The organism is Synergistaceae bacterium, assembly GCA_031272035.1.
In the GTDB taxonomy this organism is placed as follows: Bacteria; Synergistota; Synergistia; order Synergistales; family Aminobacteriaceae; genus JAISSA01.
In genome coordinates, this window is the sequence record JAISUO010000035.1 from 49033 (window position 1) to 69134 (window position 20102).

18 protein-coding genes and 2 pseudogenes are annotated in these 20102 nt (G+C 55.4%); 10 read left to right on the forward strand and 10 right to left on the reverse strand.

Annotated features, from left to right (window positions below; all coding sequences use genetic code 11):
• The first annotated feature begins 215 nt into the window (after positions 1-215).
• The 5 genes and pseudogenes from LBR61_04325 (at position 216) to LBR61_04345 (ending at position 4272) form a co-directional block, all read left to right on the forward strand.
• Positions 216-527, forward strand: a pseudogene (locus tag LBR61_04325) (PAS domain-containing protein).
• 161 nt (positions 528-688) lie between these two features.
• Positions 689-841, forward strand: a pseudogene (locus LBR61_04330) (hypothetical protein).
• A 226-nt stretch (positions 842-1067) separates the two neighbouring features.
• Positions 1068-2282 (forward strand): response regulator, encoded by a 1215-nt coding sequence (locus tag LBR61_04335; GenBank protein ID MDR1731301.1) that lies wholly within the window; start codon positions 1068-1070, stop codon positions 2280-2282.
• A 49-nt stretch (positions 2283-2331) separates the two neighbouring features.
• Positions 2332-2949, forward strand: a complete 618-nt coding sequence (locus LBR61_04340; protein ID MDR1731302.1) for a hypothetical protein — start codon at positions 2332-2334, stop codon at positions 2947-2949.
• Positions 2950-3249: 300 nt separating this feature from the next.
• Positions 3250-4272 (forward strand): macro domain-containing protein, encoded by a 1023-nt coding sequence (locus tag LBR61_04345; GenBank protein MDR1731303.1) that lies wholly within the window; start codon positions 3250-3252, stop codon positions 4270-4272.
• A gap of 112 nt (positions 4273-4384) precedes the next feature.
• Here LBR61_04345 and LBR61_04350 read toward each other — a convergent pair whose 3' ends face one another.
• The gene (locus tag LBR61_04350; GenBank protein MDR1731304.1) at positions 4385-5209 is read right to left on the reverse strand and encodes an alpha/beta hydrolase; all 825 of its coding nucleotides are present in this window, start codon (positions 5207-5209) and stop codon (positions 4385-4387) included.
• Between the two features lie 205 nt (positions 5210-5414).
• Here LBR61_04350 and LBR61_04355 point away from each other — a divergent pair, with 205 nt between their 5' ends.
• A complete protein-coding gene (locus LBR61_04355; protein ID MDR1731305.1) occupies positions 5415-6086 on the forward strand; it encodes a VWA domain-containing protein in 672 nt (223 codons plus the stop codon).
• A 69-nt stretch (positions 6087-6155) separates the two neighbouring features.
• On the opposite strand, the gene LBR61_04360 is transcribed toward LBR61_04355, so the two are convergent.
• From LBR61_04360 to cysS, 7 genes are all read right to left on the reverse strand, one after another.
• Positions 6156-7397 (reverse strand): ABC transporter substrate-binding protein, encoded by a 1242-nt coding sequence (locus tag LBR61_04360; GenBank protein MDR1731306.1) that lies wholly within the window; start codon positions 7395-7397, stop codon positions 6156-6158.
• A 62-nt stretch (positions 7398-7459) separates the two neighbouring features.
• Positions 7460-8167 (reverse strand): ABC transporter ATP-binding protein, encoded by a 708-nt coding sequence (locus LBR61_04365; protein MDR1731307.1) that lies wholly within the window; start codon positions 8165-8167, stop codon positions 7460-7462.
• Positions 8168-8211: 44 nt separating this feature from the next.
• Entirely contained in the window at positions 8212-8955 is a 744-nt protein-coding gene (locus LBR61_04370; protein ID MDR1731308.1) for an ABC transporter ATP-binding protein, read from the reverse strand.
• A gap of 4 nt (positions 8956-8959) precedes the next feature.
• Entirely contained in the window at positions 8960-9988 is a 1029-nt protein-coding gene (locus LBR61_04375) for a branched-chain amino acid ABC transporter permease (GenBank protein ID MDR1731309.1), read from the reverse strand.
• A 39-nt stretch (positions 9989-10027) separates the two neighbouring features.
• Positions 10028-10891, reverse strand: a complete 864-nt coding sequence (locus LBR61_04380; GenBank protein MDR1731310.1) for a branched-chain amino acid ABC transporter permease — start codon at positions 10889-10891, stop codon at positions 10028-10030.
• A gap of 226 nt (positions 10892-11117) precedes the next feature.
• Positions 11118-11780 (reverse strand): hypothetical protein, encoded by a 663-nt coding sequence (locus tag LBR61_04385; protein MDR1731311.1) that lies wholly within the window; start codon positions 11778-11780, stop codon positions 11118-11120.
• A 35-nt stretch (positions 11781-11815) separates the two neighbouring features.
• The gene (gene cysS, locus LBR61_04390) at positions 11816-13261 is read right to left on the reverse strand and encodes a cysteine--tRNA ligase (protein MDR1731312.1); all 1446 of its coding nucleotides are present in this window, start codon (positions 13259-13261) and stop codon (positions 11816-11818) included.
• A gap of 72 nt (positions 13262-13333) precedes the next feature.
• On the opposite strand from cysS, the gene LBR61_04395 reads away from it, so the two are divergent.
• From LBR61_04395 to LBR61_04405, 3 genes are all read left to right on the forward strand, one after another.
• Positions 13334-14668, forward strand: a complete 1335-nt coding sequence (locus LBR61_04395) for an MFS transporter (protein ID MDR1731313.1) — start codon at positions 13334-13336, stop codon at positions 14666-14668.
• The gene (locus LBR61_04400; GenBank protein ID MDR1731314.1) at positions 14668-16887 is read left to right on the forward strand and encodes an AMP-binding protein; all 2220 of its coding nucleotides are present in this window, start codon (positions 14668-14670) and stop codon (positions 16885-16887) included. Before LBR61_04395 ends, LBR61_04400 begins: the two co-directional genes overlap by 1 nt.
• A 99-nt stretch (positions 16888-16986) precedes the next feature.
• Positions 16987-18072, forward strand: coding sequence for a dihydrodipicolinate reductase (locus LBR61_04405; protein ID MDR1731315.1), 1086 nt, complete (start codon positions 16987-16989; stop codon positions 18070-18072).
• Between the two features lie 223 nt (positions 18073-18295).
• Here LBR61_04405 and speD read toward each other — a convergent pair whose 3' ends face one another.
• Complete coding sequence (gene speD / locus LBR61_04410; protein MDR1731316.1) at positions 18296-18715, reverse strand: adenosylmethionine decarboxylase; 420 nt, start codon at positions 18713-18715, stop codon at positions 18296-18298.
• Positions 18716-18943: 228 nt separating this feature from the next.
• Positions 18944-19717: a transporter substrate-binding domain-containing protein gene (locus tag LBR61_04415; protein ID MDR1731317.1), complete on the reverse strand. Its 774-nt coding sequence runs from the start codon at positions 19715-19717 to the stop codon at positions 18944-18946.
• A gap of 253 nt (positions 19718-19970) precedes the next feature.
• Here LBR61_04415 and LBR61_04420 point away from each other — a divergent pair.
• The coding region (locus LBR61_04420) for a type II toxin-antitoxin system HicA family toxin (GenBank protein ID MDR1731318.1) at positions 19971-20102 on the forward strand (132 nt) is incomplete at its 3' end.

Below are 20102 nucleotides of genomic sequence, written 5' to 3' on the forward strand. Positions count from 1 at the left end.
CCAAACACCAGCTCAACGGATGTTTATCGGTGGATCTGGCGTGGAGATTCCGGCAAACGATGGAAAACGGGGTCATCCGTTTCGACACCGATCTGTTTATTCATGAAAAACTGGTGATGTTCACCATCGTCGCCATGAAAGTCGTTCATGAAGGCTCCGTCTGCATCGCCGTGTACATGACCCCCCACACGGAAAAGGAGTCCAGGGATCGGGCGATGCTGGACTCGGCGCCCTTCGCCTGCTCGTTCATCTCCAGCAGCCACGAAATTGTGGACTGCAACCCCGAAGCGGTGCGCCTCAGCGGATTTTCCAGCAAAGAGGAATATCTGGCGCGTCACCGGGAAATCATCCCCCCTTTTCAGCCCGACGGCACGGACAGCGCGTCCCTGATGGACAGGAAAATCGAGGAAGCCTTCGAAACCGGTCAGTGTCACTTCAACTTCACCTATCGCCTGACCGACAGGGAAAAAACGATCCTTCCCACGGAGACGTCCATCATCGCCCTGAAGGCGCGGGACGAAAACGTGGCGATCCGTTACACCCGAAGCCTGAGAAAGCTCTCCGAGTGCGAAAATAAAAGCCGGGAACGGGAGAAATTGCTGTCCACCATCAACAAAATGGGAGTGCAAACGCTTCAGCCGAACAACGGAGACCCCATGATGCCCATCCGTGAGGCCCTGAAGATTCTGGGAGAGGACTCCGACGCGGACGCTCTTTCCATCTGGGAAAACACGGAGGAGGACGGGAAGCTCGTCGCCGTGCGGAAGATATGGTGGCGCAGGAACCCCATTCCGGAAAACGACACCACCCTGCGATTGCCCTACGAAGAATACCTGCCTGAATGGGATAAGGGCGTGAAGACTCGCAACATTCTGGATCAGTCTTTAAAAGACGCTCGCAGGATATTTCAGAGAATTCATATTCTGCACCGGTACAAGTCCCTGCTCCTGATTCCCCTGTACAATCAGGGGCAATTCTGGGGAGTTTTGAGCATCGGCCACGAAAGCAGGGCGTATACCTTCAAAATGCTGGAGAAAGACGTTCTGAACTCCGCCGGCTCGATTTTGATGAGCGCCATTATCCGGGAGGAGTACAACGCCGATCTGCAGAAGGAAAAAGAGCGGGCCATCGCCGAAAATCAGATAAAAAGCAAATTTCTGGCGAACATGAGCCACGAAATCCGCACGCCCATGAACGCCATCATCGGCATGAGCGAACTGATGCGCACCGACAACCTGAGCGCAACCCAGCGCCGTTACCTGGACGACATTCGCCAGATGTCCCATTCTCTCCTGCGAATCATCAACGACATTCTGGACATCTCCAGCGCGGAGGCCCAAAAATTGACGCTCATTAAGGACAATTTCAACATATTCGAGATGTTCGTCAATATATGTTCCCTGATGAAGCTGGTTCTGTCCAAAAAGGGCAACGCGCCCAGGTTCCTGCAATCCATCGACGACGACCTTCCTCACGCGCTCTACGGGGACGAAACCCGACTGAAACAGATCATCATGAACCTTCTGAACAACGCCATAAAGTACACCGCGGAGGGTTTTGTAGAGCTGAATCTGCGCAAACAAATCGTCGAGGACAGACCCTGCCTGGAAATCGAGGTGCACGACTCGGGAATCGGAATCAAAGAAGAGGATCAGGTTCGGCTGTTCACCGCGTTCGGGCGGGTAAACGAGAAGGAAACCCGCGACATCGCGGGGACGGGGCTGGGACTTGCTCTGACAAAGGAGCTGGTGGATTTAATGGACGGTTCCATCACGTTCACCAGCGAATACGGAAAGGGTTCGACGTTTACGGTGGTGCTCCCCATCGTGGAGGCCAGAAATATGACCGTGGAGGATTCGGAGTCCAAGTCGCCGCCCGGCATGGTGAAGGCGCTGGAGGTTTCCGTGCTGCTGGTGGACGACAACCTGACCAATCTGGACGTGGCGTCCGGCTACCTGGCGCGGCACGAAATCGTGCCCAGTCTGGCGAAAAGCGGGGAACAGGCGATTAAAATGGCGGCCCACAATGAATATGACCTGATCTTTATGGACCACATGATGCCAGGAATGGACGGCATCGAATGCGCGTCCCGAATACGAAAGCTGAACGGACACAACGCGCAGGTTCCCATCGTGATGCTCAGCGCCAACGCGCTCGCGGGAATGCGGGAATATTTCATCGACGAAGGGATGAACGACTTCATTTCGAAACCCATTATCCGGGAGGAATTGAACAGAGTTTTGGCGGAATGGCTCCCCCGGGAGCGATTTCAGTTGATGTGAGCCGATTTGGTTCAAAAAACACAATACTACAATAGCAGGAGGGAAAAAGATGTTGACCACTGTGCCTGTCGCGCTGAAAGACGTCAGCATAAACGGCGTCGATATTCAGCAGGCGATGAACCTCATGGGAGATAACGAATTGAGCGTTTTTTCCATGATGCGTTCTTATGTGAACCACGTTCCCGACGTTCTGAGGGTAATCCGCACGCCGGACGTCGATTCGCTGAAGGAGTTCGCGATTCACGTTCACGGCATCAAAGGCGCGAGTTTCAATATCTGCGCCAACCACGTGGGAGAGATGGCCCGGGAACTGGAAATGCTGGCGAAGGCGAAAGACCTGGAAGCGGTTGAGGCCAAACTCCACCCCTTTATCCAGACCGCCGAAAAACTGGTCGCCGACCTGAACGATTTTCTGGAAAGGTACAACGCGGACCTCACTCCGAAAAAAGGGAAAAAACCGGCGCCTGACAAAAACGTGCTCAGGACGATCTATGAAGCCTGCGTAAACTACAAAACAGCGCACCTCACAAAATCCATTGAGGAGCTGACGCGCTACGACTACGAGTCCGAATCCGGCAGCGAACTGATGAACTGGCTGGTCCGTCAATCCGAAAATCTGGAGTACGACCTGATCAGAGAACGCCTGGAAAACCTGTTGGTAAGCTGAAAACGACTTTAAACCAATTTGAAATCAAAAGCCTAAAGTTAGAATAGCTAAAAGCAATGACATTCAAACATTAGTTTCTTCATTAACACTCGATTGAAAGCAAATTGGTATTAAACCGCGAAACCGGCTGCGCTGAACCTCCGGTCCGAAAAACCGGGCCCGTTCCCCGGTTCAGCGCAGCCGCCCTTCGTTCCATCCCTGAATTCCCCATAAACTGCCGGATCGAATTATCTGGATTTGGAATCACGCATCGGTGTATCATATGTCAATGATTCGGGACAGAAAGCGAGGCCAGGGACCATGCCACTGACTATTGTTCGAAACGATATTACAAAAATGACCGTCGACGCAATCGTCAACACGACGAATATCGCGCTCCAGATGGGCGTGGGCGTGAGCGGCGCAATATTCAGGGCGGCGGGAGCGGAGAAACTCCAGGCCGAATGCGACAAACTCGCGCCGATAAGGATCGGCGAGGCCGTGGCCACTCCGGGATTCGACCTGCCCGCAAAGTACGTTATACACGCGGTGGGGCCGGTTTACAGAGACGGCAAACGGGGCGAGGAACAGCTGCTCCGCAGCGCCTACACCAGCTCTCTCCGGCTTGCGGTGGAAATGAAGTGCGAGAGCATCGCGTTCCCGCTGATAAGCTCCGGCACATACGGATACCCGAGGGACAAAGCCCTTAACGTGGCCACAACCGCCATTCAGGACTTCCTGCTCAACTCCGACAGGGACATCGATGTTTCACTGGTCGTGTTTGACCGGGCGGCCTTCGCGCTCTCCCGGAAGCTTCGCGGCGAGGTACAGTCGTTTATCGACGAGAACTACATCGCCCGGAACGAAGCCATTGAAGCAGACAGCCCGCTGAGAAACAACAGATTCATGGAGGAGGAAGCCGCTCAAATCTCTTTCAGTATGCCCGCTCCGTGCGCCCCGTGCGCTCCGCCCGCAGCGTCGGCGGACGGGGAAGTGTTCACGCTGGACGAACCCTTTTCGGCAGTGATTCTGCGAATAATCGACGCAAAGGGCATGAGTGACGCGGAGGTTTACAGACGCGCGAACATCGACCGCAGGCTCTTCAGTAAAATACGCAGACCGGATTACCGGCCGGGGAAGAGAACCGTCGTCGCGCTTGCCGTGGCACTGAAGCTGTCCTCCGAAGAGACCCGCGCTCTTCTGGCGCACGCCGGATTCGCGCTCTCCCGAAGCGTTCTGTTCGACGTGATCGTAGACTGTTTCATCAGGAAGGGCGAATATAACATTTTCAAAATAAACAACGTGCTTTTCGACAAAGACCAGCCGTTGCTGGGAGGATCATAGGCCATACCGGAAACGCGGCGGCAGCAACAATTTATATTTCGGTTTTCCTGCTGCCGCCATAATATTTTCATGCGCCGTTGGACAGATGGAAAGTCCCCGAAGCGCAAACCGTCTACAGGCTGTCGATGAATTCTTCCAGAATTTTGTTAAACTTCTCGTGATGTTCCCAGAACAACAGGTGTCCGCCCATGATGACGTTCTTTGTTTTCGGGAACAGCTTCGTCATAAACGGCTCGGCCTTCGCCGACCAGTGTTCCGCTATGAAATTCAACGTGGGAACGGATTCCGAAGCGGTCTTCGCCCCTTTTGTGCAGTCCGAGAAAAGCAGGGAGGCGAACAGCTCCCTCGCGATATGCGTCGGCGTCTTCGTGGACTGTTCTATAATCCAGAACATTTCGGCCGGCGACAACTTTCTTTGAACCATTATCTCCCTCGCGTACGCCTCCACAAAGTCCCGATGCCCCTTTGTGGTCTCAAGCATGTTATATGCCCCGCCCAGCTCCTCGAAAGTTCCCTCCGTCCAGTTCTCAGGATTGGGAGACATCGAAGTCGGCGACATATCTATTGTGACGAGGGCCTTCAACGCGGCGGTTCCCTCCTGCTCGACGTACTTCCAGACCGTATGGTTTCCCACCGACCAGCCGAGAAGGACAATATCCCTGAGACCCAGCGCTTTGATGAACCTGGCGAGGTCGGCGGCGTGCCGCTCGTAGTTGTTGCCGGTTTGTTGAACGGGCGAGCGTCCCTGACTTCTCGGGTCGAGCGCTATGACCCTGTACTTTTTCGAAAAATATTCAAGCTGGTACGCAAAAACTTCTGTGGTGAAAGTCCAGCCGGGAACGAGAAGCAGCGGAGTCCCTTCACCGACTTCCTCATAATAGAGCTCGATCCCCGGATGTATCTCAACGTACTTTCCACTCTCGGCCCGCTCGAACATTGTGACGCCCTCCTGTGTTTTCAGAATCACCTGAAAGTCTTGGTCTGAAACCTATTATAATCGAAATGCAAAAATAGCAAATTGCGCCCCTCGCCGTATGTCCGCCTCCCGCGCTCAGGTTTGGAATTGTCGCTTCGAAAGCGACCTTTTCAGCGCCTGCCTGAATTACACTCTGTTCATCATAAAATGAATGGAGGACATCACAATGGACATGGCAAGGGAAACAAATTTGACGGAAATCGTATTTATTCTCGACAGAAGCGGCTCCATGGGAGGACTGGAAAGCGATACCATCGGCGGATTCAATTCCATGCTGACCCAGCAGCAGGCAGAGCCCGGTGAAGCGCGAATCACGACGGTTCTGTTCGATCACGAGTATGAGATTTTGCACGACCGGCTGGACATACGCGCCGTCAATCCGATTACGAGTAAAGATTATTTCGTGCGAGGCAACACCGCGCTGCTGGACGCTGTGGGCAAAACGATTCACAAAATTGGAAACACGCAGAGGCATTCCAGGCCGGAGTTTCGCGCGAACAAGGTTATATTTGTCATCACGACGGACGGTCTGGAGAACGCGAGCCGGGAATATACGTACAACAGGGTGAAATCTCAGATCACGAGACATAAATCCAAATACGGCTGGGAGTTTATCTTCCTCGGAGCGGACATTGATTCCGCGGAGTTCGCCGGGCGCTTTGGCATCGCCAGGAACCGCGCGCAAAATTTCATCAAGGACCCCGAGGGGATCCATTTGAACTATCAGGTCGTCAACAAAGCCGTCGCGTCATTCCGTTCCCCGGCGAACTCCTGTCTCGACGACGGATGGAACGTGGAAATCGAGGCCAACTATCAAAGGAGAAAAAACCAGAGCTGACACTCATTTGCTTTCAATCAAGTGTTAATGAAACTCCCCCGGTTGCGCCGGGGGAGCGATTCAAAGCGATTATTTGTACTCGGCGGGATAAGCGAACTGCTGGTTGGAGTAATCGAAAGGCCAAACCGTTTTGTATTCGCCCTCCTGGATCTGGGCAATGGCCAGCGCCGCGCCGACGTTGTTGTGATGGTGCTTCACGCCGTCCAGTTCCATGTCCTCGAATTTGATACGGTCATAAGGGAGGATGATCTCCGGCCCGTTGGGGAACGATCCCTGGATGTCCAGCTTTTCCAGCGCGTCTTTCACCTTCGGCCCTTCCGAGGAGCCGGCCGCCTCAAAAGCGGTTTTCAGCGTCCAGATGGCCGTGTAGGATTCAGCGGAATGGCCGTTCATGTCCAGGCCAAAGATTTCCTTGAACTTTTTGTTGACCTCCCGACCCTTCGTCAGGTCAGGGTTCCACTCCACCACCGAGGTGAGGCCGTTGGAAATTCCCTGTGTGGCTGGGATGAAGCTGGGATCCGCAAAACCGTTGGCCTTGGCGATCAGGATCTTCGGCTTGCAGTTCTGCTCATGCATGGTTTTCATCAGCAGGATGGCGTCGGAGATGTAACCGTCCGTCACAACGGCGTCCGCACCGGCGTTTTTCAGCGCCAGCACTTCCGAGGTCATGTCCGCCGCGCCTTTGGTGTACTGAATTTCCTTCACCACTTCAAGATCGTATTGGGGCGCCCAGTAGTTAGCCCATTTGATGGTCTCCTGCCCGATCATGGTGTTATCCGCAAAAACGGCGACCTTCTTTATCTCCGCTCCCGTCTTCTTAGTTTGATCTTTCAGGAAGATGAACATATTTCTTTGATAAATGGAATTCATAGGCGCCAGCCGGAAGAAATACTCGTATCCGCCGGAAGAGAGGCTGTCAACCGTGGAGATGGCCGTGAGCACCGGAATCTGGTACTGCTCGCAGACCTGCTGGACCATGGCGGTGATCGAGCTTTGATGACAGCCCACGATGGCGTCGACCTTGTCCTGCGTGATCAGCCGCTCCGCTACGGAACGCCCAACCTTGGGGTCGCCCTGATGGTCGCCCCGAACGACTTCCACGGGCCGCCCGTTGATCCCGCCGGCCGCGTTGATTTCCTGAACGGCAAAATCGATCCCCCGGATGATATTGGTGCCGATGGCCGCCAGGTCACCGCTGAAAGCGTACATGGCCCCGATACGGATGGGCGTTTTCGCGTCCGCGCCGAAGGCCGCGCCGGTCAGGAGAGCCGCAAGAACAACCGCAAGGACAACCGTCAACAGTTTTTTCATTTTCATCAGACCTCCCGATATATAGGTTCAGAAGGCGTTGCCTTCCGAATGCCGTTTTGAATTTATATGCCCAGATACGCTTTCTTGACGTGATCGTTTGTCTTCAGGTTTTTCGCCGTATCCTCCAGCACCACTCTCCCGTTTTCGATGACGTACCCTCTGTCCGCCACGTTCAGCGCCTTCGTCACGTCCTGTTCCACCAGGATGATGGAAACCCCGTTTTCCCGGGCCATGTCGCTCGCCACGTCCAGGATGTCGTCCACGACGTTGGGCGCCAGCCCCAGGGAGGGCTCGTCCAAGATGAGGAGTTTGGGGCTGGCCATCAGCGCCCTGGCGACGGCGACCATTTGCTGCTCGCCGCCGGAGAGGGTTCCGGCCGATTGATTTTTCCTGTCACGCAGCTTCGGAAAACGGCTGTAGACGAACGACAGATGTTCCGCCATGCTCAGTTTGGCTTCTCTTGAGCAGGCTCCCAGCTCCAGATTTTCGTACACCGTCATTTCCGTAAACAACTGCCGGCCCTCAGGCACCTGCACAATGCCCGCCGCAAGGATTCGCCGGCTGTTTTGCCCGCACAGTTCCTGACCGTTGAATTTTACGGACCCGCCCGTCGGTCGAATCAGCCCCGTGACGGCGCGAACTGTGGTGGTTTTTCCAGCACCGTTGCCGCCCAGGATCGCCACTATCTCCCCCTCGCCCACTCTGAAACTCACGTCCCAGAGGATTCTCACACTGCCATAACCCGCACTCAGGGATTCCACGTTCAGCATCCGCTTCCCTCTTCCATCACCCTGTCATCACCCTGTGACTTTTCTCACCCATTTTGCTGCCCGCCTTTGCCCAGATAGACCTCCATGACGTAAGGGTCATTCATCACCTCGTCCGGGGTGCCAAACGCGATTTTTTCCCCGTGGTGTAAGACGATCACCTCCTCGCACAGACTGACAACCGCCTTCATAATGTGTTCTATCAAAAAAATCGTGACCCCGGATTCGTTGATTTTTCGAATGAGTTCTATCGCGCCTTCGGTTTCCGCCGGATTGAGCCCGGCCATCACCTCGTCCAGAAAGAGCATCTCCGGTTTGCCCGCAAGCGCCCTCGCCATCTCCAGGCGCTTCTGATCCGGGGTGCCCATCTCTTTGGCCAGCACGTTTCTTTTGGAATAAAGGTCGGTGAACTTCAGCGTCTCAAGGGCGATTTCCCGGGCTTCCCGAGTGTTTTTCGCTCCCTGTTTTCCGAAGAAGGCGCTGGCGACCACATTATCCAGCACGGTAAGGTTTTTGAGGGGCTTCATAATCTGGAACGTCCTGGCAATCCCCATGTCCCTGTACTCCCAGGCCCGCCGGCAGGTGATGTCCCGGCCTTTGTACAGAACAACTCCCGACGAGGGAGGGTAAAAACCGCATATCATGTTGAACGTGGTGGTTTTACCCGCGCCGTTGGGGCCGATCATTCCGGTGATCCCGCCGGGCTTCACCGTAAACGACACGTCGTTCACCGCCTTCAGCCCGCGAAAGCTCTTCGTTATATGCCGCGCTTCAATGATCGGGTCCGTCATACACTCAGCACCGCCTGTCGCTTTCTTCGGCGTCAGCCGTCCTGCCCAGCAGCCAGAAATCCACCCGTCGACTCAGGTTGCTTCCATGGTACCATCCGAGGATGCCCGTCGGGCGGAACCGTATCACCACCAGCAGGATGATGGCGTAGAGGATCAGGTTGATACCAGGCAGAACGCCGCCGAATTTGTTTCTCAGATACTCCGACACGGAGATCAAAAGGAATCCTCCGATGAGCGGACCCTCCACGAACGCAGCGCCGCCCACAATGGCGGGAAGGACGAACTCCACGGAGTAGGCCTGCATCATCAGGTCGGGATCGATATAACGGTTGTAGGACGCGTAAAAAAAGCCCACCATGGCGGCGATCATTGAGCTGATAACCACAGCGGCAACCTTGTACTTCAGAGGTTTGATTCCGATGGACGCCGCCACGTCCTCGTCCTCGCGGATGGTTTTCAGCGCGAAACCCAGCTTCGAGTTGTCAATTTTTTTCATAAGCAGATACGTGCCCGCCAGCATGAGCAACGCGGCGTAGTAGTAGGGAATTTTGCTCATGAACCGGAAATACCGCAGGGAGTCGCGCCCGAAGGGCAGGGCAATTCCCATCGCCTTGCCGGCGTAGTCCCAGTTGATGATGCACTGGCGTACAGCCTCGCCGAAAGCGATGGTCACCAGCGTAAAATATGGGCCTCGCAGGATGAAGCAGGGATAAAACACCACTGCCGCGATAAGTCCGGTGAGAACGATGGCGAGCAGAAGTCCCACCCACGGCGATCCTCCGGTCTTCACGACGAACAGGGTGGAAATATAGGCCCCCAGTCCCATGAACGCCGCGTGCCCCAGGGAATTTTGCCCCGTCATGCCTCCCAGCAGGTTCCACGCCATGGAGATGGTGGACATATAGAAGATCAGGATGAACACGTTGATGATGTAGGGGTTCCCCTTCAGAAAATGCGGCAGCGCGACAAGCAGGGCCACCCCCGCGGCCAAGGCCGTTCTTGCCCGGTACCGATCTCCACGGACTGCGTTCATTGTCTCTCTCCTCTCAGGTAAACGATTTGGAGGGATCGTTCAGGCCCTCCGCAGTATCATTTCCTGACGCGCCACCAGGATGACGATGAACGTCAGAAAAACCACCAGATCCTTGAAAGATGGTCCAACCAGAAGAGAACTCAGGGTTTCCAGAAGGCCCAGGAAAATGCCCGCCGCAAAAGCGCCCGGGATGCTTCCCAGTCCGCCGACCACCACCACGATCAAAGCCCGGAGACCAAAGTTGGTTCCCACCATGGGATAGATGATGTAAAACTGCGTCAGCAGCGCTCCGGAGATCCCGGCCAGAGCCACTCCAATGCCATAGGTGATGACGTAGGTCATTTTCACGTTGATGCCCACCACCTGAGCGCCCAGCGGGTTCTGGGAGACCGCCCGGATCTGTTTGCCCGGCGTGGAGTACTTCAGAAAGCAGAACAGCGCCACGGACACGACGATCAGCGCAAAGAAACTGATGAGTTTCGGCAGCGCCATGGTGACCATGCCCAAGTGCACCGTCTGCGTGGAGTAGGGAGTGGAGATGGTCCGGTAGTTGGAAGAAAAAATGACCAGCGCCAGGTTTTGAAACAGAATGCCCAGCCCCACCGTCAGAAAAAGCAGATTGGTAAAACTTCGGGTTCCCAGGGAAGGGGTAATCAGCGTGTGCTGTATCGCTCCGCCCAAAATAAACATGAGGACAGCCACCAGCGGAACTCCAAGATAGGGGTCGATGCCCAGATAAGTGAAACAGGCAAATGTAATATACATGCCCGTCATCAACATTTCACCATGACAAAAATTGATGATTTTCATGACCCCGAAAATGATGTTCTGCCCCATGCCCATCAGAGAATAAAATCCACCAATGAGCAATCCGTTCATACACGCCTGGAGGAAAATGTTCATAACAGTCTCCCACGCCCCGTCGAACGATATGAAAAGTTCCTGTCTTCTTTTTGTATTGTTTCACTGTCTGAACAAAGCATAACATGACGAAGAACAGGCGTCAATTTTATTATTTCAGACAGAGCCCTCACCGCGGGTTCAGGGCGGATGCTTCACACGGTTCCGGCTTTATTCGCCGCCGGTTTTCAACATTGAAAGTAAACGGGCATCATTTATCATTCATAATTCACAATTCATAACTCCCCGTTCCCGTTTTCTTCACAGGGTCGAACCAGACGAAGCCGCCGCCGCAGGTGGTCGTGTCGCGCCAGAGCGTCAGGTCGATGGTTTTTACCACTCCGCCGTCCAGCGCGTGCAAAAAAATTTTTTCCGACACGTCCCGCTCCAGGGAAACGATCGTCACCCAGTGCCACCGGTCCAGGTTCTTTTCCTCCCCGTTGCAGAGATTGAGAAAGGCCACCGGCGCGTCCCGGCCAAGGGCATTTTCCAGAAATGACGTGATTTCCGCCGTGGAGGGACGCGCCGTCACCGCTTCGGGAACATCGCAGACACAGGATTCCAGAACCAGGCCCTTCGCTTCGGCGCAGGTTTCCATCCCCTCACGGAGCATTTTCGTCTCGGGGATCCCCTGCTGCCCCGGCGTCACGTATCCCCAGACGTATTCCATCAGCGCGGCGAAATCCTCTCTGTAGACGGGAGGCTTCCCGCTTTTGGGGAAACGGGTTCTCGATAAATACAGGAAAATGTTGGAAGCGACGGAAGGGCCGCAGCCCGCCCGCCTTTGCCACTCCGTCGCAAACCACTCCTGACTGCAGCCATACGAAACCTTTTGCGTGTCTCTGTGAATCACCCGAAGAATATTGATGTCAGATATAGCAACTGTTTTCATAATTTCAGCATAAAACCCCTGCAATTTTCGCTTTATTATAATTTTCGTTTCCACTTCGTCCCCGAGGGAGTGTCCTCCAGGACAATGTTTCGGGCCAGCAGAGCATCCCGAATTTCGTCGGACCGTTTGAAGTTTTTGGCTTTCCGGGCCGCGTTGCGTTCTTCGATCAGCCCCTCGATTTCGCCGTTTTCCGCATCCTGAGATTCTTCAATGCCAGGTTCTTCAATGCCGACGACTCCCAAAATATCGTCCAGTTTACGCATTTCCGCCTCGGCAGCTTCGAAAAATCCGGCGGGAAGGACGGCGTGGTTTTTCAGCCAGGTGTTGATCAGCCGTACCACTTCGAAAAGAACGCCAACGGCGGCGGCCGTGTTGAAATCGTCGTCCATCGCCTCAAAAAAAGCGGCATCGAGCTTTTCCAGTTCGGCGACAAAGGCGGACACGTCCACATCCGGGGCCTCGCCGCAGCGGGAAGAGCGTCCGAACATCAGGTCGGACCAGGAATTGCGCAGACGGGTCACGCCGCCCACCGCCTGCTCCAGCCCGTCGGGCGCGAAGTTGATGGGGGAACGATAGTGGGCGCTCAGCATGAAAAGACGTATCGCGAGGGGCGGATATTTTTCACGGGCCGCCCGGGCGGTCATAAAGTTGCCGAGAGATTTGGACATTTTTTCTCTGTCGATCAGCAAAAAGCCGTTGTGCAGCCAGTAGCGCACGAAGGGCTTTCCCGTGGCGGCCTCGGCCTGGGCGATTTCATTTTCATGATGAGGGAAGGTCAGGTCCACACCGCCGGAGTGAATGTCGATCGTCTCGCCCAGATACTGCATGGACATGGCGCTGCACTCAATGTGCCAGCCGGGCCGCCCTTTGCCCCAGGGGCTGTCCCAGGAGGGCTCTTTCGGCTTCTCCGCCTTCCAGAGAGCGAAATCCAGAGGATCCCTCTTTATTTCTCCCACCTCCACCCGGGCGCCGCTTTCCATCTCGTCGATGCTCTGCCGGACGAGCCTGCCGTAGGCGGGATAACTCCGAACGTCGAAGTAGACATCGCTGTTCCCCGACGGGGTTTTGACCTCGTAGGCGTGTCCCTTTTCAATGATTTTTTGGATAAGGGTGATAATTTCTTCCATATGGGCCGTGGCCCGGGGAGCAACCGTGGCCCGACGAATCCCCAGAGCGTCGGCGTCTTTGTAATACTCCTCGATAAACCGGTCCGCCAGAGCGGAAACCGTAATGCCCTCCGCGTTGGCGCGGTTGATCATCTTGTCGTCGATGTCCGTGAAGTTCTGGACGAAGGTGACCTTGTAACCGGCGTGCTCCAGATATCGGCGCAGAACGTCGAACACGATAAACGGGCGCGCGTTGCCGATGTGAAAATAATCATAAACCGTAGGACCGCAGCTGTAAAAGGCGACATGTCCTTCCTGCACGGGGACAAACGCTTCTTTTTCTTTTGTAAGGTCGTTATAGAGCATCAGGCTCAAGGCGACGCACCTCCATAAAAGCTATAATAAGACGATGCTATTTTACACGTTTACGCAGGGAGATGTTTGAATTTGACTTCAAATACACAAAATAACCGTACGGCGCAGAACCAGTTCGCTCTTTTTCGAACCCGCAACTTCACGCCGCTCTTTCTGACGCAGTTTCTCGGCGCGTTCAACGACAATTTTTTCAAGAGCGCCATGGTCATGCTGATCACCTATCGCCTCGCCGAACGATCCGGATATGATTCCCGCATTCTGGTGAACGTGGCCGGTGGCATATTCATCCTCCCCTTCTTTCTGTTTTCCGCCACGGCGGGACAGCTCGCCGACAAGTATGAACGGTCCTGGCTGGTTCAGATCGTCAAAATCGCCGAAATCATTGTCATGGCCGGAGCCGCCGCCGGTTTCTACCTTCACAGCATCGCGCTGCTGATGGTGGTTCTGTTTCTGATGGGGGCCCAGTCCACCTTCTTCGGGCCGCTGAAGTACAGCATTCTGCCCCAGCACCTGAAGGAAGACCAGCTGGTGGCCGCCAACGGACTGATCCAGATGGGGACGTTTCTTTCCATTCTGACGGGAACGCTCTGCGGGGGCCTCATCATTCTGCGCAGCGGAGGCGTTCATCTGGTGAGCGTCCTCGTCGTCTCCATTGCGACGGCGGGCTGGGTAGCCAGCCGGTTCATTCCGAAGACGGTTCCCATCGATCCCAACCTGAAACCCTCCCCCAACTTCATCGCCGAAACTCTGAAAATTATCGCGAACGTACTCCCCAGGCGGGACATTTTTCTCTCCATTCTTGGAATTTCATGGTTCTGGCTGGTGGGGACCACCTTCCTCTCCCAGTTTCCCACCTACGCGAAACTCGTCATCGGCGCCAACGAGCAGGTGGCGACGCTTTTTCTGGCGGTGTTTTCCGTGGGAATCGGCACGGGCTCTCTGGCCTGCAACGGACTCCTGAAGGGCGAGGTTTCCGGACGCTACGTCCCCTGGGCCGCGGTGGGCATGTCCATCGCCAGCGTTCTGCTGTACTTCGTCAGTCTTCGCGATCCCCTCCCCGCGAACTTCGCCGAGATCGGCATCGTGACGTTCCTGAGCTCGGCCAAAAACTGGGGAATTGTGGCCTCCCTGTTCGCCATCTCCTTTTTTGGGGGGCTCTACATCGTCCCGCTCTACGCCATCATCCAGAATCGCAGCGACGAATCCCAGGTGGCCGGAGTCATCGCCTGCGCCAACATCTCCGATTCCCTTTTTATGGTTCTCTCCGCCGTTGGGACAAGCCTTTTGCTGGTGGCGGGTTTGTCCATTCCGCATATCTTTCTCGTCATGGCCGTTCTGACCATCGCCGCCGCCGTCATCATTCGCCGGACGGTGCGCGATCAGCTTCAGCAAAGGGGGGCGCTGTAATGCCGTCGTCCACAGGTTCCTTCTGTTCCCGTTTTTCGCATTGTTTCAAAAAAGGGCTTCTCAGGGCGGGACAACTCATTCTGAAGGCGCTCTTTCGGGTGGAGATCCGTGGATGGGAGCACTACAAAGCCGCCGGAGATCGGGTTCTGATTCTTCCGAATCACGTTTCTCTGCTGGATCCCGCGCTGGTGGCTCTGTTTCTGCCACGGGAACCCATTTTTGCCGTCAACCTCTTCGTCGCGCGCCTTTGGAGCTGGACAAAGCCGTTTTTGGCCCTCATTCGTTCCTGGCCCATCGACCCCACCAACCCCTTCGCCCTGAAGAGTTTAGCCGCCGCGATCAAAAACGACGAGCACTGCGTCTTCTTCCCCGAGGGTCGCATCAGCACCACAGGCAGCATGATGAAAATATACGACGGCGCCGCCATGCTGGCGGACAAAACCAACGCGATCCTGCTCCCCCTGCACATCGAAGGAGCTCAGTTTTCAAAATTTTCCTATCTGAAGGGAAAGTATCCCCTGCGCTGGTTCCCGAAAATAACTCTGACCTTTCTGCCTCCGCGTCGGCTGGACCTGCCGGCGGACCTTCGGGGGCGCAAGCGGCGCGAGAGAATCCACCTGTTTCTGCACGACATGATGCGGGACAGCGCCTTCGACGCCTCCAGCCACCGCAAAACCCTTTTTCAGGCCGTACTGGAGGCTCGCAGGCTGTACGGACGCAAATGGCAGATCGCCACCGACGCGGGGCGTCAAACCGTCAGCTACGACCGGATGATCGCCGCGGCCCTGGCGCTGGGGGGACAGTTCCGGTCCATCACACGAAAAAACGAATGCGTGGGGATCCTTCTGCCGGGCAGTGTGCCGACGGTGGCCCTCACCCTCGGCCTCTCCCGCCTGGGGCGCGTCCCCGGAATGCTGAATTATACGGCCAGGGCCAAAAATATCCTGTCCTGCTGCGAGGCCGCTCAAATCACCACGATCGTAACCTCCCGCCGCTTCGTGGAGGCGGGGAAGTTCGCCCCTCTCATCGGCGAGATGGAAAAGGCCGGTCTCAAAGTTGTCTGGCTGGAGGAAATCGCCGCCGCCGTCGACATCTTCACCAAACTTGCCGCGTGGCTTCAGACGCGCTTCATGAGGCCTTCCCAGGCCGCCGGCAACCCGGACGCCCCGGCGGTGGTCCTTTTCACCTCCGGATCGGAGGGTTCTCCCAAGGGAGTCGTTCTGAGTCACGCCAACATTGTCGCCAACCGCAACCAGCTCATCGCCTCCATCGACTTCTGCCCCGGCGACGTGGTGATGAACGCCATGCCCATGTTTCACGTTTTCGGATACGTGGTCGGCACCCTGATGCCCCTTCTGACCGGTATTAAAACCTTTTACTATCCCACTCCCCTGCATTATCGCCTGATTCCTCTGGTGGCCTATGACATCGACGCGACGATTCTGTTCGGGACGGACACGTTTCTTTACGGCTACGCCCGTAACGCCCATCCCTACGACTTTTACAGGGTTCGTTATGTTTTCGCCGGCGCGGAAAAACTGCGCGAGCGCACACAGCGCCTCTGGGGAGAAAAATTCGGCATACGGGTCATTGAGGGCTATGGCACCACGGAGGCGGCCATCGTGTCGGCCAACACGCCCCTGCAGTTCCGGGTGGGGACCGTGGGGCGGCTGATGCCGGAGATACGGAGCCGGCTTGATCTCGTCCCCGGCATCGACAGGGGCGGCCGCATGTTCATTTCCGGACCGAACGTCATGCTCGGATACGTGAAACCCGACCTCCCCGGAAAAATTCAGCCTCCGGAAAACGGGTGGTACGACACGGGGGACATTATCGCTATCGACGAAAGCGGTTTTCTCACCATCCAGGGCCGGGCAAAACGCTTCGCCAAGGTGGCGGGAGAAATGGTTTCCCTGACGGCACTGGAGGAGGAAATCGACCTTCTGTGGCCGGGCTCCCGGCACGCCGTCGTCACCGCGCAGGACGAGCGTCGAGGGGAACAGGTGGTTCTCGTCACCGAAAAACAGGACGCGATTCGGGAAGATCTGGTGGTTTTCCTGAGGGCGGCCGGGTTTGCGGAAGTCGCCCTTCCACGCAAAATCATCGTCGTGCCCGCCCTGCCTCTGCTGGGGTCGGGCAAAACGGACTACCCCACTCTGACGGCGCTGGTGGAACAAAAAGGATCTTCCCTCCAGGAGGGCGTCCATCAGGAGCCATGAACCGTTTTGCGGGAATTCACCTTGTTTTCTTAATTCTGCTGTGTTATATATATCAAACAATTTTATTTCGCTTCACAATTATTTGAAGGAGGTTCAAACATGGGCAGGACGATTCGATTCGCGCAGTACGGATGCGGAAAAATGGGCAAATATCTCATACGGTACGCCATGGAAAAAGGTGCGGCGCCGGTTGCCGCGTTCGACATGAATCCGGCGGTCATAGGGAAGGACATCAGCGAAATCGCCGGATTGCCGAACAAAACCGGAGTTGTGGTTTCCGACGCGAAGAAGGCCGACTCAGTTCTGAAAGAGACGAAGCCGGACGTGTGCATCGTCGCCACCCGCAGCATCGTCGCCGAAATCTATGAAGCGTTCTCCGTCTGTGCCGCAAACGGGGTCAACGCCATCTCCACCTGTGAAGAGAGTCTGTATCCCTGGAATTCATCTCCGCGTCTGGCGGCGGAGCTCGACGCCAAAGCAAAGGCCGGAAACTGCACCCTCGCCGGAAGCGGCTATCCCGACATGTACTGGGGCGTTCTCATTACCACCCTCGCGGCGACCATGCACAAAATCACAAAGATTAAGGGAAGCAGCAGCTACAACGTGGAAGATTACGGAATCGCGCTGGCGGAGGGGCACGGCGCCGGTCTCTCCCTGGAGGAGTTCCACAAAAAACTTGGAGGTTACAACGACTATACCTCGGAGCAAATCGACGAACTGGTCAAAAAAGAAGAGTGGATTCCCTCCTACATGTGGAACCAAAACGGATGGCTCGCCAGCAGGATGGGACTGACGATCAGGTCCCAAACCCAGAAGAACGTTCCCATGACCCATGACACCGACCTGCACTCCGACACGCTGGGCATGACGGTGAAAGCGGGATACGCCACCGGCATGGCGTCGGTGGTCACCACCGAGACGGCGGAAGGCATTACGCTGGAAACGGAATCCATCGGGAAAATCTACGCGCCCGGGGAATTTGACACCAACATCTGGACTTTCCAGGGTGAACCGGAAACCACCATCGTCGTCAACAAGCCCGCCACCGTAGAACTCACCTGCGCCGACATCGTCAACCGTATTCCCGTCCTCATCGACTCGCCGGCCGGTTACATCTCCACCGATAAAATGCCTGACGCACAGTACCTGGTGCGGCCGATGGACGCTTATGTAAAAAGCCGCTGAGAAAAACCAGAACATCTCAAAGCAATGATATTCAAACATTAGCTTCTTCATTAACTCTCGATTGAAAGCAAACTGGTTTCCGTCCCTGTTTTCGAAAACGACAGCGCCCGTGCAAGCGGACGCTGTATTTTGTCTGCCGTCTCACACGCATGAAAGACTCTTTTCCGTTCTGACGCGCCAGCGGCATGTCAGTTATCGGACGTTCACCGCTCCGGAATTGGTATTACTCGCCGGAAGCGCCGTTCTTTCTCAGAATTTCCTCCCAGGTGACGAAAGAATGATAAAAGACTTCGTCGTTGTCATCGATACCGCGCGTGATCTCCGTGATATGGCTGCGCTTGGCGTCGATCATTTTGAGAACGTATTCCACCGCTTTGAAAGGCATACTCTTTTCTCCGCAGGTATAAATGTCAAGGGCCATATAATTGACCTCCGGCCAGGTGTGCACCGACAAATGCGATTCGCTGATGACCACCACTCCGCTGACGCCTTCCGGCGGGAAACGATTGAACGACACCGACCAGACCTGCGCGTTGGCCTGTTTCGCGGCCTCAACCAAAATATCCTGCAACCGGGCGACGTCGGAAATGACCTCACCGCACCCTGACGCCTCTACAATGAAATGAATCCCTTTGGGCGACAACTCCCAGTCCTCCCTTCGGCACATGACTCCTTTGTTCACTCGTTCGGAATGAAAAAGGAAAAATAGCTATCCCCGTCAGGATAGCCATCGTTGTCCTCACATTCGTCCCCGGATATTGCGAGCGATGTGCTGTTATCGTTTCTGCCGAAGTTCCCTCCGCAGAAATTTCCAAACTAACGGAGGGATGCTATCACCCTCCAGAAATAATTGCAAGCAGAATTTCCCTCGCTACTTCAGCCACTTCTGCGCGCACAGATCCAGCTCGCCGCGAAGCGCCAGTTCGTTCCACACAAATTTCATCACTCGAATGTAATCGGGGTCGTCCAGAGGCAGCATGAATCCCATGAAGGACGTGGGCGTCAGAGGGGCGTCCACAAACGCCGCGTAGAGCCGGGGGTCTTTTTTGCTGTAAAGCAGGGCCTCGTAGGTTTCGGTGATCATGACATCCCCCTTGCCCTCCGCAATCAGGCCGGGAATCTCGGCGTTCTTTTCGTGGGTGGAAACCTGGGCCTTCGTCAGATTTTCCAGCACATATTTCTCGTTCGTCCCCCCCGGATTTTTGATGACTCGCACATTTGCCTGATTCAGGCTCTCCAGGGTCCTGAATTTGTCCTTATCTTCCGCCCGCACCAGGGCCACCTTGCCAAAAGGAGCGTAAAAAGGCAAAAAGTCCACCTTCACCGTCCTGGCCAGGGTCTGCGTAATGCCGCCGAGGGCCACGTCGTATTTGTCCGCCGCCAGATCTCCCAGCAGGTCCTTCCAGGCAGTGGCCACGTATTCCACTTTGACGCCCAGCTCCCGGGCCATCAGCTCAATCACGTCGATGTCATGGCCTTCGTACTTCCCATCGACCCGCATGGAAAACGGACGGTAATCCCCAGGCGTCCCCACCCGAAGGACTTTGTTTTCCAGGACGCGATCCAAACGCCCGCCGGCCTCCGCTCCGGAAACGTTCACCAGACACAGCGCCGCAACCGACAGAACAACCAGCTGTTTCCACATCGCACAACACCTCATCACACAACACCTCACACGGGAAATTTATTTCTTTTCCATATTGTTATATTATCATGTCAGTCTATGGTAAAATGCGACAAATTTATAGCAGGAATTATTTTTCCAAGTCCTGACCGCCGCTCATCCTGTGTGTTTTTTTCTCTTTTTCTAAAAAATTATTGACACGTATTTTAGCACGTGTTATTTTACCATCAACAGAAGGGTGGCGGTAAAGATCAGCTCCGACGAGGCAGAGGCGATGATAAAAGCAGATGGATGGTACGCGATAAACCAGCGAGGAAGTCACAGGCACTTCAGACATCCGACGAAACAGGGTAAAACGACGATACCAATGGGCAGGAAGGATCTGACACCGAAGACCGTAAAAAGC